Annotated in this window: 1 protein-coding gene; it reads right to left on the bottom strand. The window is 60.4% G+C overall.

The window, feature by feature from the left end; genetic code table 11:
- A partial coding sequence (locus tag ACR0IP_RS23380) for a hypothetical protein (RefSeq protein WP_480528193.1) occupies positions 1-616 on the bottom strand: 616 nt, incomplete at both ends.

Below are 616 nucleotides of genomic sequence, written 5' to 3'. Positions count from 1 at the left end.
GCCACAACCACCGGAGCCGCGCCGCCCTGATCCTGAAGGATCGACAGGATGCTCAGATCCGCATCAGAAGGATCAGCCGCAACCGCAAAGGTCACCTCGCCAAAGCCGCTGCCCGAGCCGCCATCATCGGCAACACCACCCAGCACCTTCATGGTTGCAAGGTTCCAGACAACTTCCGCCCCATTGGCGTCCGCGCCAAAGGCAATCGGCAGCGTCTTGTTGGTCTGGTTGAACTGTCCGCCATCACCAACTCCGCCGGGATTGCCGATATCCGGCGTGCCGACGTTCTCATCATCGCTAATGATCCGGAAGTTGTTGACCCGTTGAGAGGCCGTCCACGTCATCACCGGCGTGTCGTCGTCGATGTTGAGCGGGATGGTGTCATCCACGGTATCGCCGTCACCATCAATTGCGGTGAAGCCCAGCTCGAAGGTGGCGTTGTTCTCGTCCTGACCATCGGCATGCAGAAGATTGGCAACCTGCTCGTAGTTGTAGGAGCCCGTCCTGGTGTTCAGCGTGACCTCCGCCACAACCACCGGAGCCGCGCCGCCCTGATCCTGAAGGATCGACAGGATGCTCAGATCCGCATCAGAAGGATCAGCCGCAACCGCAAAGG

The organism is Ruegeria sp. AL11 (assembly GCF_056540865.1).
The sequence above is the reverse complement of the archived record's forward strand: the minus strand, read 5'-3'. Positions and strand labels throughout refer to the sequence as shown.